The sequence below is a fragment of the Phycicoccus ginsengisoli genome (assembly GCF_054779295.1).
In genome coordinates, this window is the sequence record NZ_BAAGYN010000005.1 from 153452 (window position 1) to 168968 (window position 15517).

The following is a 15517-nucleotide window of genomic DNA, read 5'->3' on the forward strand; positions in this document are numbered from 1 at the left end:
GGGCGGGTCAGAGCAGGCTGCTGAGCTCCTCGGCCAGGTTCTGCCGGGCCCGGTCCTCCCACGCCTCCCGGGCGGGGTCGGTCGCGTAGACGAAGTCCCGGTCGAGGAACGGCCGCAGCACCGAGGCGCGGCCGGCGCGGAACGCCTCGTCGGGCACGGCGGCATACTCCTCACGCACCTGCCGCGTGTACTCGCGGTACCGGCCCGCCGGCGCCGAGAGGATCCAGAGGTCGGCGTCGTGGAAGGCCGCGGCGAGCCCCGCCTCGGGCAGGTCGTGGTGCGTCGTCGCCAGGACGAGGTCGTGCACCGCGGTGACGTCCTCGTCGGCCAGGCCCAGTGCTCGCAGGTCGCGGCCGGCCAGGTCCGCGCTCGCCCGCTCGTTCTCGCCCCCCGTCGCGGCAGGGTCGTAGACGGCGTCATGGAACCACCCGACCAGCCGTCCGAGCGCCGCCTCCCGGGCGTCGACGGCCCCTCCCTGCTCGAGGTCCTCCAGCGCCCAGAACACCTCCACGAGGTGTCGGGTGGTGTGGTACCTGCGGTGCTCCTCGGTCCAGCGGCCGAGCAGGTCGGCACCGATGGCGTGCACCGCGTCCGAGTGCGCCTGCGGCGCGAGCTCGGCGACGTCCATCGTCCACCACGTGATCAGGGCCGGCACGTCCGCGAGTCTGGCAGACGTGCCGGCCCCTCACCGGTCAGGCACCGCCGGACAGGCACGCCTCCACGACCTCGAAGTTGATGACCCCGTGACAGGTGGAGCCGTTCCACTGGGCCTGCTGCGGGATCTCGCCGTTGGGCCCGACGATCCAGGTGAACCCGTCGGCGATGCCGTCGCCGTCGTCGTCGAACCCGATCAGGCCGCTGAAGCCCGCACCGGTCTCGAAGTCCACCAGGCCGCGGTCGATCCGGTTCTGCAGGCCCTTGCTGATGTACTCGACGTCCCCCGTGGGGCCGAAGACCAGCTGTGCCCCCGCCCCCGCCTTCTTGTCGAGGTTGGTGCACTCGTGGGCCAGTCCCGCGCCCGCCGTGGCGACCACCAGGGTGGCTGCGGCCGCTGTGCCGAGCAGGGCCCTGCGTACTGTTCTCATGTCATTTCCTCTCCCCTGTGGGCGGCCCTTCCCGCCCGCATTCGAGGGAGTGTCGCGACGAACGCCCCGGGGCGCCTCGTGCGTTCGGCCTAGTCGCTGTTCAGCCCGCTGCTCAAGCCGCGGGTCAGCCGCCCGGGTCGGCCGCCAGGGTCAGCCGCTCGCGGGTCAGCCGGCGAGCGGGTGCGGGAGGGGCTGCGCGTGGACGACGGTCAGGGCCGTGACTGCCCGGGTGAGGACGACGTAGAGGCGCCGCAACCCGGTGCGCTCGTCCGGTTCGGCAGCGACGATGGCGGCCGGTTCGACCACGATGACCCGGTCGAACTCCAGGCCCTTGGCGACCGAGGCCGGGACGACGTCGACCTGGTGGTCGATGTCGCCGTGGTCCTGGCCCAGCACACCGTGCTCGATCCCGTTGTCCCGCAGCGCTTCCGACATGGTCGTGACCGCCGAGTCGCTGACGATGACGCCGATGGACCCGGGCTCGGCGCGCTCGCGGTCCACGGCCGCGACGACCTCCGTGACCGCGACGGCGTGGTCGGCCGCGGCGACCAGGTCGAGCCGGCCGGGGTTGTCACGCACCGACACCGGCATGCCGAGTCCCTGGGCCATGTGCGGCAGCAGGCGCGCGGCGTACTCGATCACCGACGCGGGCAGGCGGAAACCCCGGTCGAGCACCTCGACGTGGCTCCCGGGCTTGCCCAGGTGCTCGAGCGAGGACTCCCACGAGTCGGTGGCCCAGGGCGTCGTGCCCTGCGCGATGTCGCCGAGCACGGTGGCGGCGCCCGTGGAGCAGCGCCTGCCGACCGCTCTCAGCTGCATCGGCGACAGGTCCTGCGCCTCGTCGAGGACCACGTGACCCAGAGAGGGCGTGCGGCTGATGTGGTCGGCCAGCTCGTCGAGCAGCACCGTGTCGGCGAGCGACCACCGTGCGCCCCCCTTGCTGCGGGGTGGCCTCTCCCACACCAGGATCCGCTGCTCTGCCTCGGTGAGGACCCCCTCGGCGTGGCGGGCCAGTGCCTCCGCGTCGGACAGCAGCTGGAAGAGGACTGCCTTGGCGTCGAGCGGCGGCCAGAGCGACGCGGCATACTTGCGCACCACCGTGGACCTGGCGACCGTGTCCTGCACCCGGTCGTCCGGCGAGTCGCCGGCGGCCTCCATCTTGAGCAGCACCGCATGGGCGAGCCGCTGGGGGAGCATCTGCCGCGCCGCGTCGTAGCGCACCCCCCGCGCGCGGAGCTCGTCGACGATCTCCGTGACCTCGTAGGCGGGGACGCGCCACTTGCGCACCCCACGGGGCACCACGAGCGGCTCGGTCGCCGGGCGCACCGCCGACCACACGGCATTCCGCATCACGTCCGCCATCCGGGCGTCACCCTTGAGGACCGCGGTGGCGGTGGGGTCGGCGCCGCGGACGGGGACGGAGGCGACGAGCTCCTCGATCGTGGTGTGGCCGACGGCGACCTCGCCGAGGGCGGGTAGCACGGCGCCGATGTGCTCGAGGAACGCGCGGTTGGGGCCGATGACCAGGACCCCCGAGCGGGCCAGCTTGTCGCGGAACGCGTACAGCAGCCAGGCGGCCCGGTGCAGACCCACGGCGGTCTTGCCGGTGCCCGGCGCCCCCTGGACGCAGATGGTCCGGTCGGCGCCGGCGCGGACGATCTCGTCCTGCTCGGGCTGGATCGTGGCGACGATGTCGCGCATCGGCCCCACGCGGGGGCGCTCGATCTCCTCGGCGAGGATCCGGCTGCGCACGTCGTGCTCGCCGACGTCCTGGAGGTGCTCGTCCTCGTACGCCGTGATGCGGCCGTGGTCGAGGCCGAACCGCCGCCGCAGGACCACCCCCATCGGGTCGGTGCGCGAGGCGCGGTAGAAGGCCGTTGACATCTGCGCGCGCCAGTCGATGACCATCGGGTCGCCGTGCTCGTCGGCCACGTGGCGCCGGCCGATGTGCCAGCTCTCGGGGCCCTGGTCGGAGTGCGAGCCGTCGGTGTCGACCCGGCCGAAGAACAGGGTCGTCGAGGGGTCGTCCTCGAGCGACGCGGCGCGCAGGTGCAGCGTCCGGGCCAGGTGCTCGGCCGAGATCGGGTCGTGCGCCTGGACCTTGAGCGACAGGGTCTGTTCGCGCATGCGGGCGAGCGCGGCCCGCGCCCGCTCGAGGTGCTCCCGCTCCCGCTCGAGCTCGGCGAGGGGGGAGGCGTCAGGCACGAGGGGCGATTCTGCCACCGCCGAGCGCCCCGTCCAACCGGGTTTCCCGGTGCCCCGCAGCCGTCCGGACCGGGAACGGTGGCCGCGCTGCGACAGGACCGCGCCCCTCGGGAAGGGGTCCGAGGGGCGCGGCGTGCCCCGCACACAGGGGCCGCTTCCAGGCAGCCGGGGGAGGACACCCGGCAGGCCGGGATGGTGTTACCGGGTCGGCTTCGCGGCGAGGGTGGCCGTGAGGGTCTGCTGCTTGCCGTCCCGGATCACGGTCAGGGTCACCGTGGCGCCGACGGCGCGCTCGCGGATGCTCGCGACGAGCGACTCCGAGGAGCCGGTGGACTGGCCGTCGACCTTGATGACCACGTCACCGGACTTCAGGCCGGCCTTGGCCGCCGGGGTGCCGGGGGACACCTCGACCACCTGGGCGCCGGTCCGCTGGCTGGTCCCGTCCGAGGCGGTGCCGTCGCGGGTGGTGATCCCGAGGAAGGAGTGCTGCGCCTTGCCGTTCTGGATGAGCTGCTGGGCGATCATCTTCGCCTCGTTGACCGGGATGGCGAACCCGATGCCGATGCTGCCGCTCTGGCCGCCGCTGCTCGACCCGCCGAGGCTGGCGATGGCGGAGTTGATCCCGACCAGCTGGCCGGAGGCGTTGACCAGGGCACCGCCGGAGTTGCCGGGGTTGATGGCCGCCGAGGTCTGGATCGCGTTGGTCACGACCTCGGTGCTGTCGCTGCCACCCTGCTGCTGCCCGAAGGGGTTCTGGTTCTGGTTGTTGTCCTCGGCCTTCGTCGTCACCGGGCGGTCCAGCGCGCTGACGATGCCCGTGGTGACCGTGCCGGCGAGGCCGAGCGGGTTGCCGACGGCCATGACCGGGTCGCCAACCTTGAGGTCGGCGGAGTTGCCGATGGACACGGGCTTGAGGTCGCTCGGGGCGTTGGAGAGGGTGATGACCGCCAGGTCGGTGCTGGGGTCGGTGCCGGCCACGGTGGCCTTGTAGGACCGCCCGTCGTTGAGCGTCACCGTGAGGCTCGCGCCGGACCCGGCGCCGCTCACGACGTGGTTGTTCGTGAGGATGTGCCCCTTGGCGTCGATGATGACGCCGCTGCCCTCGGCCTCGGCCTGCCCCGAGGCGACGGTGATCGCGACCACGCTGGGCGAGACGGCCGCTGCCGTGGTCGTCCAGTTGGGGTTGCTGGGGTCCGCCTGGACCACCGGCCCCTTGTCCGTGCCGCGACCCAGGGTCGAGGCGCTCGCAGAGGAGGAGGGCTGCGAGCCGTCGACCAGCTGGGTCGCGGCGAGGGTGCCGCCGCTGGCAAGGAGGGCGGCCAGCACCGCGACGGAGGTGATCTCCGCCAGGCGGCGCCGCTTGGCCGGCTGGGCAGGCTCTGCCCCGTCCCGCGTGGGGAAGGAAGGGGGCGGCCCAGCCGGGGTCTGGGAGGAGGCGTCGGGTCCGTGGGCGCCCGGCGGCAGGGTGCCGAAGGCGGAGGTGCGCGGCAGCTCGCCCGTCTGGCCGTACCAGATCGGCCCGGTCGCCCCCGACTGCGGTGCCGACGGCGGCTGGGGCGCGCCGTACGGGTGGCGCTCGGCGGCCGGCGACTGCGGCGCGGCCTGCGAGGGCTGGTGCGCGGTGGAGAGCGGCTGCGGCGAGGCCCACGGGTCGTGCTGCGGGGCGCCGACCGGCTCGGGCACCGACCCCGCCTCGTGGCCGGGGTCCGCGCCCGCGCTGCCGCTGGTCTGGTTCCGGGTCTCGTGCGGGGTCTGCGTCATGGTTTCGTATCTCCTCGGTCGGTGCTGTCGACCTCAGTCAACCGCGGCGACGTCAACGGGTACTGGACGCCTGCTGGGAGTTTGCTGTGGGCAGCTCCATGACGAAGGTCGCCCCTCCACCGGGGGTCTGGGCGACGCCGATCCGGCCCCGGTGGGCCGCCACGATGGCGGCGGCGATGGCCAGGCCGAGGCCGTTGCCCCCGCCCCGGGTGCGCGCCCGGGAGGGGTCGGCGCGGTAGAAGCGCTCGAAGACGCGCCGCGCCTTCGCGGGGTCGATCCCGGGACCGTGGTCGCGCACCTCGACGACGGCCATGCCGTCGCGGGACCGCGCGCCCACGGCCACCTCGATCGGGGTGCCCGCCGGCGTGTGGTTGAGGGCGTTGGACAGCAGGTTGGCCACCACCTGTCGCAGCTTGGCGTCGTCGCCCTGGGCCGCGGTGGGTCCGAGCGGTCCTTCGAGGCCCACCACCTCGATCCGCCGGCCGGGGTCGATGGCCCTGGCGTCCTGCGCGGCGTCGGCGGCGACGACAGTGAGGTCGACGGGCCCGATGGCGAGGGGGCGCTGGTCGTCGAGGCGGGCGAGGACGAGCAGGTCCTCGACCAGTCCGCTCATCCGGCTGGCCTCGCCCTCGATCCGGCTCATCGCGCTCGCGACGTCCTCGGGCTCGCGCACGGCGCCCTGCCGGTACAGCTCGGCGTACCCCCGGACCGCCGCGAGGGGCGTCCGCAGCTCGTGCGAGGCGTCGGCGACGAACTGCCGCATCTTCTCCTCGGAGGCCTCGCGGGCCGAGAACGACTGCTCGATCTGCGCGAGCATCACGTTGAGCGAGCGTGACAGCGAGGTGACCTCGTCCTTGGCGGTCCGCGTCGGCACCCGGCGGGTCAGGTCTCCGCCGGCGATCGCGGCGGCGGTGTCCTCGATCTGGCGCAGCGGCCGGAAGGCGCGGTTCACGGCATACCAACCCACGCAGCCCATCGCGACGAGAACGCCCAGGCCGATCAGCAGCTCGACGAGGATGAGCCGGCGCACGGTGTGGCTCACGGAGGTCAGGGGCACCGCGACGATGAACGTCGCCGAGTTGCCCCGAAGCTTGCCGGCACGCGCGCGCCACTCGCCGTTCCCGTCGCGGGAGGGGATGGTGAACGCGTCGGACCCGGTGACCCGTGGGTCGTCGAGCGGCAGGGCGTCCGGCACACCGGGGCGCCCGTTGAGCCCGGTGGGGTCGATCTCGACCGCGTTCGTGCCGTCGGTGGGGTAGAAGACGACGGCGTAACCGCTCGGCAGCCGGTTGCTCGTCGGCGCCCGCAGCGTGTCGAGGGCCTGCTGCGCGACGCTCGGGTAGGCCCGCTTGAGGTCCTGGTCGACCCGGCTCATGAGATCACGGCGCATCAGCGCGGCTGTGGCGCCTGCCGTCAGGGTCAGCGCGAGCAGCAGCAGCACGAGCAGCACGCTGACGAGGCGCACGCGCAGGGGGAGCTCCTCGAGCCGCTGGTGGAACCGGTCCGGCAGGCGGGGGTGTCCCCGGCGGGTCCCGGGGTCGGGCACGTCGGCGGTCGGCTGGTCGGTGACGGGAGCGGGGGCGTCGGAGGCGGACACGACGGGGGTGGGCGCGGAGGGCGTCGCCACTACGCCTCCGGCGGCTTGCGCAGGACGTAGCCGACGCCGCGCTTGGTGTGGATGAGCGGCGCCAGGCCCTCGGTGTCGATCTTGCGCCGCAGGTAGGAGATGTAGGACTCGACGATCCCGCTCTCCCCGCGGAAGTCGTAGTCCCACACGTGGTCGAGGATCTGCGCCTTGGACAGCACCCGGTTGGGGTTGAGCATGAGGTAGCGCAGCAGCTTGAACTCGGTGGGGGACACGTCGATGACGCGACCGGCGCGGCGCACCTCGTGGGAGTCCTCGTCGAGCTCGAGGTCCTCGAACCGCATCGACGCGCCGTCGTCGACCTCGCCGCGGGTGCGGCGCAGCACGGCGCGAATCCGGGCGACGACCTCTTCGAGGCTGAACGGCTTGGTGACGTAGTCGTCGCCGCCGACCGTGAGGCCCTTGATCTTGTCGTCGACCGAGTCGCGGGCGGTGACGAAGACGATGGGCAGCTGGCGACCGGTATCACGCAGCTTGCGGGTCACCGAGAACCCGTCCATGTCGGGGAGCATCACGTCCAGCACGACCAGGTCGGGGTCGTGCGCGGTGGCGAGGTTGAGGGCGGTCGCGCCGTCGCCGGCGACGTGGACCTCGAACCCCGCGAACCGCAGGGAGGTGGCCAGGAGCTCGCGGATGTTGGGCTCGTCCTCGACGACGAGGAGCCGGGCCTCGGGCTGGGTCGTGGTGCTCACCACCCCAGTGTCTGCCCGATCTCTGGGAGTTTCCTGTATGCCCTCTGGGCGTGTCCTCGTCGCGCCTGCAGTGGCCGGACGGCCGGGCGAAACAACGGTTGCGCGGCTTCCCGCGGGTTGTCATCCCGCGGGAAGCCGCGCAACCGTTGTTTCTCGAGGGGCCGGGTCGCTCAGAAGCGGATGAAGGTGTCGAACTGGCCGTGCGCGCCACCGACGGTCGTGGTGCGGGTGCCGTAGTGCTCCGGGTTGGCCCAGTTGTACTCCTCGACGACGAAGCTGCCGTTGGCGTTGACCTTCGCGACGTAGGCGACATGGCCGTAGTAGCCGGCGTCGCTCTGGGCGATGTCACCCACGTGCGGGCGGCCGCTGGTGGTCACGCCCGCCGCACGGGCCGCGTCGTCCCAGTGGTTGGCGTTGCCCCAGTGCTGGCCCTTGTAGGAGTTGGTGAAGCCGACGTGCTTGACGCTGCGGGCGCGCCACGCGGCGAACGAGGTGCACTGGCCCTTGTAGAAGTTCCAGGGGTCGACGCCCGAGGTCTGGCCGCTGTACGGGTAGTCGTTCCCGATGACCCCGCTCGGGGTGGTGCTGCCACCGGTGCTCCCGCCCGTGCTGCCGCACTGCGGCGAGACCCGGCCGTCGGATCCGGTGTACACGTAGGCGTCGGAGACGAACCGGCCGCTGCCGATCTTGTCCCAGATGCTCGAGGTGCCGTAGGTGCCCTTGACGCTCGAGCCGGTGGTCTGGCAGATGATGTCCACCCGGGTGCCCTTGGCGACGGTCCCGACCGCGGCGTAGCCGGTGCCCGGGCCCTTGCGGACGGTGAGGTCGGCGCCGGAGGTCCTGACCGTGCCGGTGGCCGCGTTCGCCGCGACGGCGATCCCGCCGGCGATGCCGAGCCCGGCGAGGGAGGCGACGGCCACGCGGACCGGCTTGGTGGCGATGGTGGTGAGGCCCATGTCTGTTCGCTCCTGGGTGTCGGCCGGCCCCCCTGTGGTTCCGGCTGCTGGCAGGAACGTAGGAGCGCGGGACACCTGCCGGCGATGGGGAGTACTACCCGTCGCCGCCGGCGCGGCTGAAGGTCGATGCGGCGGAATGCGTTGCGGCCCAACGGATCACAGGAGATCGATTATGCCGGGTGCCCACTGGCGGGGAGCGCTCCCCGCCCGCGTCGGCGAGGTGGGTGGCGGTGGTGGACTGACTCGTCAGGGTCGGCCGGTGGGCAGGTCGTCGGCGTCGACGATGCGGTAGGCGTAGCCCTGCTCGGCGAGGAACCGCTGCCGGTGCGCGGCGAACTCGGCGTCGACGGTGTCGCGCGCGACGACCGTGTAGAAGTGCGCGGTGCGGCCGTCGCCCTTGGGGCGCAGCACCCGGCCGAGCCGCTGGGCCTCCTCCTGGCGGGAGCCGAAGGTGCCCGACACCTGGATGGCCACCGTCGCCTCGGGCAGGTCCACCGAGAAGTTGGCCACCTTGGAGACGACCAGCAGGTCGATGTCACCGTCCCGGAACGCCTGGAACAGCTTCTGCCGCTGGCTCACCGGCGTCTCGCCCGTGATGACGTCGGCCCCGAGCCGGGTGGCCACCTCGTCGAGCTGGTCGAGGTACTGGCCGATGACCAGGGTCGGCTCGCCGCGGTGCCGCTCGACGATCCGCTCGACCACCGGCAGTTTGGTGGGGCTACACGAGGAGAGGCGGTAGCGGTCCTCCGGCTCGGACACGGCATACGCCATGCGCTCACTGTCGCCCAGCGTGACCCGCACCTCGACGCAGTCGGCCGGCGCGATGTAGCCCTGCGCCTCGATGTCCTTCCACGGTGCGTCGAACCGCTTCGGCCCGATGAGGGAGAACACGTCCGCCTCGCGGCCGTCCTCGCGCACCAGGGTGGCGGTGAGCCCGAGCCGGCGCCGGGCCTGCAGGTCCGCGGTCATCCGGAAGATCGGCGCGGGCAGCAGGTGGACCTCGTCGTAGACGATGAGGCCCCAGTCGCGGGCGTCGAGCAGGTCGAGGTGGGTGTAGACGCCCTTCCGCTTCGTCGTCAGCACCTGGTAGGTGGCGATGGTGACCGGGCGGATCTCCTTGCGGGCGCCCGAGTACTCGCCGATCTCGTCGTCGGTGAGCGACGTGCGGTGGAGCAGCTCGTCGCGCCACTGACGGGCCGAGACGGTGTTGGTGACGAGGATGAGCGTGGTCGCCTGGGCCTGGGCCATCGCACCGGCGCCGACGAGCGTCTTGCCGGCGCCGCAGGGCAGGACGACGACCCCGGAGCCGCCGTGCCAGAACCCGTCGACCGCCTGCTGCTGGTAGGGGCGCAGCGACCAGTCGGAGTTGTCGAGGGCGATGGGGTGCGCCTCGCCGTCGACGTAGCCGGCCTCGTCCTCGGCGGGCCAGCCGACCTTGAGCAGCTCCTGCTTGAGGTGGCCGCGCTCGGAGGGGTGGACCAGGACGGTGTCGTCGTCGATGCGGCTGCCGACGAGTGGCTTGATCTTCCTGTGCCGCAACACTTCCTCGAGCACGGGGCGGTCCGTCGTGCGCAGCACCAGGCCGTGCTCGTCGTCCTTGAGGAGGGTGAGCCGGCCGTACCGGTCCATGGTGTCGGCGACGTCGACGAGCAGCGCGTGCGGCACGGCATACCGGCTGTGGGTGACGAGGGCGTCGACGACCTGCTCGGCGTCGTGCCCGGCGGCCCGGGCGTTCCACAGGCCGAGCGGCGTGACCCGATAGGTGTGCATGTGCTCGGGCGCGCGCTCGAGCTCGGCGAACGGTGCGATGGCCCGCCGGGCCTCCTCGGCCCGTGGGTGGTCGACCTCCAACAGGAGGGTCTTGTCGCTCTGGACGATCAGGGCGCCGTCGGGCACGTGGTCAGTACCCTCCGCTGCTGCTGGTGCTGCTGCTCACGCCCAGGAACACGAAGAGGGCGACGACCGCGAGGATGACGACCGCGACCGTGATGCCGAGGGCCCACCAGCCCCACCGGGTGAGCTTGGCCTGCTCCTGCGGCTGGTCGTTCTTCGTGGCGGCGAGGATGCCGAAGACCAGGGCGACGATGCCGACGCCGCAGCCGCCGAGGGTGAGCAGGCCGGAGACCACCAGCAGGGCGATGGTGTTGCCGCTCATCGACCGGGGGGCCGAGGCGTACGGGTTCGCGCCGTAGCCCGGTGCGGGGACGGGGGCGTTGCCGTAGCCGGGCGGGGGGCCGTAGCCGCCTCCGGGAGCAGGGCTGGCGTACGGGCTCTGGGGAGCGGCCGGGGGCGTCGAGCCGGGCGCGGGGCTGGCGTACGGGCTCTGGGGAGCGGGAGGGGGCGTCGAGCCGGGCGCGGGGCTGGCGTACGGGTTCTGCGGGGGCGGAGGGGGCGTCGAGCCGGGTGCGGGGCTGGCGTACGGGTTCTCGGGGGTCGACGAGGACGCCCACGGCGACTCGGGGCCGGGCGCCGGCGGCACCGACGCAGCCGTGCCCTCCTCGGGTCCGGGCGCCTGCGGCACCTGTTGGGTCTGGGAGGTCTCGACCGGGCGGGTGTGCTCGGGCGACGAGCCCGAGTCGACTGCCTCGCCCGCCGAGTCGCTCCAAGGGTCGCTCGGCGCGGTGGGGTCGCGGAACTCGGGACTCTCGTCGTTCCGAGGGGTGTCGCTCATGGTCGTCCTTCACGTGGGCCGGTCACCGGTCCCCAAATCTAACCCGCCGGTGCGCGGGCGAGGTCGCTGGTTGCCGGGAATGGCAGGATCGGCCGGGTGAGCACCGCCCTGCCCCAGCGCGAACCCGCGACCGACCTGCCGGAGAGCATCACGATCTACGAGGTCGGTCCACGCGACGGCCTGCAGAACGAGAAGACCGTCGTTCCCGCCCCGGTGAAGGCCGAGTTCGTGCGGCGGCTGGCGGCCGCGGGGCTCGACACGATCGAGACCACCTCGTTCGTGCCCCCGTCCTGGGTGCCACAGCTCGCCGACGCCCGCGAGCTGCTGGCCGACCTCGGCGAGGTGGGGCGGGGACCGCGCCGCCCGGTGCTCGTGCCGAACGAGCGAGGGCTCGACGACGCGCTGGCGGCCGGCGTCGGCGCGGTGGCGGTCTTCGGCAGCGCGACCGAGACCTTCGCGCGCAAGAACCTCAACCGGACCGTCGAGGAGTCCGTCGAGATGTTCCGGCCGGTCGTGCGCCGTGCCAAGGAGTCGGGGCTGTGGGTCCGCGCCTACGTCTCGATGTGCTTCGGCGACCCGTGGGAGGGTCCGGTCCCGGTCGAGCAGGTCGCCGACGTCTCCGCCCGGCTCATGGACCTCGGCGCCGACCAGCTCTCCCTGGGGGACACCATCGGCACCGGGACCACCGGCCACGTCAGCCGGCTGCTCGACGCGCTCGAGGGACGGGGGATCGGCGCGGACCGCATCGGCGTGCACTTCCACGACACGTACGGCCAGGCGCTGGCCAACACGATGACCGCGCTGCGGCACGGGGTCCGCGTGGTCGACGCGTCGACCGGCGGCCTCGGCGGCTGCCCGTACGCCAAGAGCGCCACCGGCAACCTCGCCACCGAGGACCTCGTGTGGGCGCTCGACGGCGCCGGTGTGACGACCGGGGTCGACCTCGCTGCCCTCGTCGAGACCAGCGTGTGGATGGCCGGTCACCTCGGCCGCCCGTCGCCCTCCCGCGTGGTCAGGGCGCTCGCCGGCAGCGACTGAGGCCGGTGGTCCCCGTGGTCAGGGCGCTCGCCGGCAGCGACTGAGGCGGGTGGGATCAGCCGGGTCCCCAGGCGGTGACGGCGTGGCCGGTCAGCCGGGGGCCGCGCCGGTGACCCGGTGGATCGACAGCGTGCGCAGGGACCCGTCGGCCGTGCCGTGGACCCTGCCGCCCTCGACCCGGTCGGGGTAGAACAGCAGCCGCTGGACGCGTCCGTCCGCGTCGGAGTACCCCAGCCACACCGCCTGCCGGTCCGCCGCCGCGTCCCGCAGCACGGCCAGGGTCGTGGTCGGGTCGGTGCTCGGCAGGGCCGGTCCCTCACGCCTGGCCAGCTGCTCGCGCTGGTATGCCGCGGCCTCCTCGCCCGCACGCAGCGCGCCCACCAGCCGGGTCACGAGGTCGTCGTCGACGACCTGCGCGCTGACCTGGCTCGGGCGGCGGTGCACCGGGGTGCGGTGGCGCCCTGCCGTCGGCACGACGACCCCCCCGTCGGGGCTCTCGGCCGCCGGGGCGTAGCCGTGGTCACGCAGGAAGTCGAGCACCGTGTCGGCCGCCACCGGCGAGACCACCACGGTGGGCGCGACGCTGCGCAGCTGCAGCGCCGACAGCTCGCGGTCGGCGAGCATGGCGCCCAGGGTCGTCTCGTCGTCGCAGCGCACGTAGGCCCGGACCGACCCGACCCGCGCCTGCCCGTGCCGCCGCGCGACGTCCCGGACGAGGTACTCCAGCGGCTGGGGGACCGGGGTGGGGCTGGCGTCGGTCAGGGTGCCGAGCACCTGGTCGACCGACCAGCCGGCGTCCAGGCAGCGCCGCACCGAGTCGGGGGTGAACCGGTAGACCGTCGCCCCGCCCCGGCTCTCGACGTCGGCGACCAGGCGCATGAACGTCGCCAGCCCACCCGCGAGCGGCCCGGGGGCGACTGCCGTCAGGTCGGCCTGGAGCAGCACGTGCTCCACGGGCTCGGGCAGGTGGGGCCGGACCGCGTCGGCGAGCACGTCGTCGTCCGGATCGGTGAGCAGCACCCGACCGGCCGCGGAGATCGCGCCGCGGCCCGTGACCCCCAGCCACTCCGCCTCGCGCGCGACGGCGGCGACGACGGCGTCCAGGGCGGCCGGGACCCGCCGGGGGCGGTGCCAGCGAAGCAGCCCGGCCCACGCCTGGGCGGTGGGGGCGAGACCCGGCTCGACCGCTGCGGCAAGGTCGAGCAGTTCCCGGCGCAGGCTGCGCGCCGGTGGCCAGTGGGCGTCGGGGCCCAGCGCGTTGACCGTGCCCGAGCCGCCGGGGGGCACGGTGCCGACGAGGTGCGGCGCCCGGGTGGTGCCCAGCCAGGCCCGGGCCAGGGTCGTCCAGCGCGCCTCCGCCGGCTGCTGCTGCCACTCGTCGTAGGCGGGGGTCGGCGCCCACGAGGGGTCGAGGGAGCCGTCGTCGGCGACCAGCCCCGCGGCATACGCGATCTCGGCGACGAACGCGGCACGCTCCTGGTCGACGTCGAGGACGGAGCCGAGCCGCTTGAGGTCGCGCACGGCCAGGCCCCCCGAGCGCAGCACCCGCGGCGGGCGCAGGCCCCACTCCGCGGCGAGCTCGTCGACGAGCGAGAGCAGGTCGGTCACCTGCTGGCCGGCGGCGAAGTCGACGTCCGCCGGCGGGACGGCCCGCCCCTCGAGTGCCGGCGGGGTGAGGGCGGGCTCGCGGTGCGTGCGGCCGCCGCGCAGCGCGAGGGCGACCTCGCGCGGAAGCACGAGCTGGTCGGGGGTGGGGGCGGCGACGAGGTGGCGTTCGAGCAGCCAGCGGGCGCCCTCGGCGACGCGCTCGGGGGCGCCGGGGGGCAGCACCGCCACCGCCGGGCCCCAGGTGAGCCGGTCGAGGATGGCACGGGCCGGGGCGGGGGCCGACTCCACCGTGGCGGTGACCGAGCCGCGGTCGGGCACCTCGACGAACAGGTCTCCGGCCCGGGGGCCGAGCCCGGCCGGCTGGGCGAGGACCTCGGTGACCGTGCGCACCACGCGCAGCCCCTCGGGGCTGCGCCACAGCAGCGCGAGGCACCACAGGTCCTCGAGCAGGGGCCCGACGGCCGGGGCGCCGTCGAGGCCGAGGTGGCCGGCGAGCTCCTGCGGCTCGACCGGGTTGGGGCCGGCGGTCGCGGCCTCGAGCACCTGCAGGTGGGCCAGGTCGAGGGTGTCGACGGCCCGCTGCACGCTGGCCCGGGTGCTGGCGCGCGCGGCGAGCGCCGCGAGGTCGGCCGGGGCGGGCCGGGCCAGGTCGTGGCGCAGGTGGAGCAGCTCGCCCAGCTGCGCGTCGGTGCGGGCACGGATGTCGTCGGCCATCGACCGGGCGCCGCCGGAGGGCGTGGGGGAGGTCGGGGGCACTGCTCCACGGTAGTCCGCGCCGTCCGCCGCCTTCACAGCGAATTCCCATTGCCCGGCCAGCGACGGCAGCCACACTGGAGGGGACGTCGACAGGAGGAGCCATGGCCACTCACGACCCCTCGGGTCCCGAGGCCCCCCGGGAAGGGGCCGAGACCGAGTCCTGGGCAGCGGCCCCCACCTCCGAGCTGCCGGCCCAGCCGGCTCCTCAGCCGTCCGGGGGAGCCGAGCCGCTCGCGGGCTCGGGTCCGGTGCCGGCGTACGCCGCCGCGGCCGGTGCCGGTGCCGGCCCGGCGCGACCGGCTGCACCGGCTGGCGGCCCTGCACCGGCTGGCGGCCCTGCGCCGGTTGGACCGGGTGGCGGGTATGCGCCCGGTGGCGGGTACGAGCCGGGTGCACCGGGTGGCGGGTCCGGACCCGGTGGGGTCCCACCCGCGTCGCCCGGCGGTCCGTTCGTTGGTCCGCCCGGTGGTGGTCGGCCGGGGTGGTGGCGTCGCACCACGTCGACGACCGGCGGCCTGGTGGCCGTCGTGGTCGCCGGGACCCTCGCGGTCCTGCTCGTCCTCGGGGTGGCGGGCGCGGCTGCGTTCGCCCTCGCCCGTGGTGTGACGCACCAGGGGCAGGACCGGGTCAGCGAGGCGCGGGAGGGCTGGCGCGACGGCATGGGTCCCGGGCAGCGCGGCCTGCGCCAGGGCGGCCCCCAGCGCGGGATGGGCGGCCTGGGCAACGGCCCGGGCGACAATGGCGGGGGCCTCGGCGGCAACGGCAAGGGCCCGGGCTCGCTCCTCGGCGGTGGGGCGGCCCTCGGCACCGTCCAGCACGGTGAGTTCACCGTCACCGGCAGCGACGGAAAGCCCACCGTGATGACGCTCCAGCGTGGTGCGGTGACCAAGGCCGGCCCGACCACGCTGACGGTCCGGAGCGACGACGGCTTCACGGCCACGTACGCGCTCGACTCCACGACACGCACCCCCGGCCGGAGCGTGACCACCGGCGACGTGGTGCTCGTCGTGGCGCAGAAGCAGGGCGGCAAGGCCGTGCTGGTGCGGGTCACCCGCTGACACCCCGCTCGCACCGAGGCCTTCGACCCGGGCGGCGGGCCG

At 74.1% G+C, this 15517-nt stretch carries 12 protein-coding genes; 2 read left to right on the plus strand and 10 right to left on the minus strand.

The genetic code is table 11. The features are described 5' to 3' along the window. Window positions 1–7 precede the first annotated feature (7 nt). The 9 genes from ACYVDO_RS10095 to ACYVDO_RS10135 form a co-directional block, all read right to left on the minus strand. Entirely contained in the window at window positions 8–655 is a 648-nt protein-coding gene (locus ACYVDO_RS10095) for an HD domain-containing protein (RefSeq protein WP_460935355.1), read from the minus strand. Between the two features lie 37 nt (window positions 656–692). Then, window positions 693–1085, minus strand: a complete 393-nt coding sequence (locus tag ACYVDO_RS10100) for a hypothetical protein (RefSeq protein ID WP_460935357.1) — start codon at window positions 1083–1085, stop codon at window positions 693–695. Between the two features lie 165 nt (window positions 1086–1250). After that, window positions 1251–3290 (minus strand): HelD family protein, encoded by a 2040-nt coding sequence (locus tag ACYVDO_RS10105; protein ID WP_460935359.1) that lies wholly within the window; start codon window positions 3288–3290, stop codon window positions 1251–1253. A 198-nt stretch (window positions 3291–3488) separates the two neighbouring features. Beyond that, complete coding sequence (locus tag ACYVDO_RS10110) at window positions 3489–5051, minus strand: S1C family serine protease (protein WP_460935361.1); 1563 nt, start codon at window positions 5049–5051, stop codon at window positions 3489–3491. Between the two features lie 52 nt (window positions 5052–5103). Next, window positions 5104–6678 carry a sensor histidine kinase gene (locus ACYVDO_RS10115; RefSeq protein ID WP_460935363.1) on the minus strand — a complete coding sequence of 525 codons (1575 nt, stop codon included), beginning with the start codon at window positions 6676–6678 and terminating at the stop codon, window positions 5104–5106. Further along, a complete protein-coding gene (locus ACYVDO_RS10120; RefSeq protein WP_316006547.1) occupies window positions 6678–7388 on the minus strand; it encodes a response regulator transcription factor in 711 nt (236 codons plus the stop codon). The genes ACYVDO_RS10115 and ACYVDO_RS10120 overlap by 1 nt, the downstream gene beginning before the upstream one ends. Before the next feature lie 170 nt (window positions 7389–7558). Then, window positions 7559–8344, minus strand: coding sequence for a CHAP domain-containing protein (locus tag ACYVDO_RS10125; protein WP_460935366.1), 786 nt, complete (start codon window positions 8342–8344; stop codon window positions 7559–7561). A 246-nt stretch (window positions 8345–8590) separates the two neighbouring features. Beyond that, on the minus strand, window positions 8591–10240 hold the full coding sequence (locus tag ACYVDO_RS10130; protein WP_460935368.1) for a DNA repair helicase XPB: 1650 nt from the start codon (window positions 10238–10240) through the stop codon (window positions 8591–8593). A 4-nt stretch (window positions 10241–10244) separates the two neighbouring features. Next, window positions 10245–11015, minus strand: coding sequence for a hypothetical protein (locus ACYVDO_RS10135; protein WP_460935370.1), 771 nt, complete (start codon window positions 11013–11015; stop codon window positions 10245–10247). Window positions 11016–11111: 96 nt separating this feature from the next. On the opposite strand from ACYVDO_RS10135, the gene ACYVDO_RS10140 reads away from it, so the two are divergent. Next, a complete protein-coding gene (locus tag ACYVDO_RS10140; RefSeq protein ID WP_460935372.1) occupies window positions 11112–12053 on the plus strand; it encodes a hydroxymethylglutaryl-CoA lyase in 942 nt (313 codons plus the stop codon). 90 nt (window positions 12054–12143) lie between these two features. Here ACYVDO_RS10140 and ACYVDO_RS10145 read toward each other — a convergent pair whose 3' ends face one another. Continuing rightward, window positions 12144–14417: a helicase-associated domain-containing protein gene (locus tag ACYVDO_RS10145; RefSeq protein ID WP_460935374.1), complete on the minus strand. Its 2274-nt coding sequence runs from the start codon at window positions 14415–14417 to the stop codon at window positions 12144–12146. A 518-nt stretch (window positions 14418–14935) separates the two neighbouring features. On the opposite strand from ACYVDO_RS10145, the gene ACYVDO_RS10150 reads away from it, so the two are divergent. Beyond that, window positions 14936–15475 carry a hypothetical protein gene (locus tag ACYVDO_RS10150; protein WP_460935376.1) on the plus strand — a complete coding sequence of 180 codons (540 nt, stop codon included), beginning with the start codon at window positions 14936–14938 and terminating at the stop codon, window positions 15473–15475. Window positions 15476–15517: the final 42 nt, after the last annotated feature.

Coding starts and splice junctions, on each gene's coding strand:
- ACYVDO_RS10100 (WP_460935357.1), bottom strand. CDS start 1,085: ATGAGAACAGTACGCAGGGCCCTGCTCGGCACAGCGGCCGCAGCCACC.
- ACYVDO_RS10110 (WP_460935361.1), bottom strand. CDS start 5,051: ATGACGCAGACCCCGCACGAGACCCGGAACCAGACCAGCGGCAGCGCG.
- ACYVDO_RS10125 (WP_460935366.1), bottom strand. CDS start 8,344: ATGGGCCTCACCACCATCGCCACCAAGCCGGTCCGCGTGGCCGTCGCC.
- ACYVDO_RS10135 (WP_460935370.1), bottom strand. CDS start 11,015: ATGAGCGACACCCCTCGGAACGACGAGAGTCCCGAGTTCCGCGACCCC.